General features: G+C 42.0%; 1 pseudogene. It reads left to right on the forward strand.

The annotated features are described in order from the left end of the window. A pseudogene (locus LN995_RS21680) lies at positions 1–632 on the forward strand (glycosyltransferase family 2 protein); the annotation flags it as partial. Between the last annotated feature and the right edge of the window lie 237 nt (positions 633–869).

Genomic DNA, 869 nt, shown 5'->3' on the forward strand with positions numbered 1-869 from the left:
ATGCTGACGACTGGCTTACGCCGGGGGCAATAGAATATAATCTGTCACACATGCTGCGTGATAAGAAACTTGCCTATGCCTCTGGTGCTCACAAGAAAGTGTACGTCGATGAGAACCATGAAAGAGTTGAAAAGCGGGAAGTAACACGGAACCACTATTGGCATTTGTTGCAGGGTAATTACATAGGAGTGCCTGCCTGCGTAATGTTCAGGCGGTGGGTATTTGATGAGTTTCAATATGATGTTACACCACCAAACAGTTGCTCAGACTATGACTTATACCTTAGAGTTGCCCGAACACACCCGGTTTGCCATCATACAGAAATTACGGCAGCTTATCGCATTCACTCCGCCAGTATGTCTGCTAACATACCCGGTATGTTAGAGACAGTACTGAAGGTGTTGCGGCAACAGCGGAAGCATGTGAAGACATCCGCAGAAAAGCGTGCCTTGAAGCGAGGTGAAGCCATCTGGAAAGAATATTACTGTAAAGAAATGTATAAAAGGTTGGCTGAAGGAAAAATAAACCCCTCCCAAGACCTTTACAGTAGCTTATTCAGATTCAACCAGAAGTACTTCCTGAAGTACTTGCTGCGCCAGAAGTATTCAAGCATAATATCTCTTTTAAAGTAGGAGAGAATCTTGTAGTAGTTGAGAAGTAACCTGAGAATGTCAGTAATTGATCAGAAAGCTTTCTTCATTCTTCTTTAAGAACCTCCACGTTCTGCAAGGTTTAGTATGTAGTATTAGTGAGCTGCAAAAAAGCTTCACATCTCTGCAGCTAAAGGTTTACAGATGCGACCTTTTACTTAATCTAAAACAAACTTTATCAAAAGCATTCTTTCATGGAAAGAAAAAAGTCAGCAGAAG

Origin of the sequence: Pontibacter silvestris, from assembly GCF_020907275.1 — a bacterium.
GTDB lineage: Bacteria > Bacteroidota > Bacteroidia > Cytophagales > Hymenobacteraceae > Pontibacter > Pontibacter silvestris.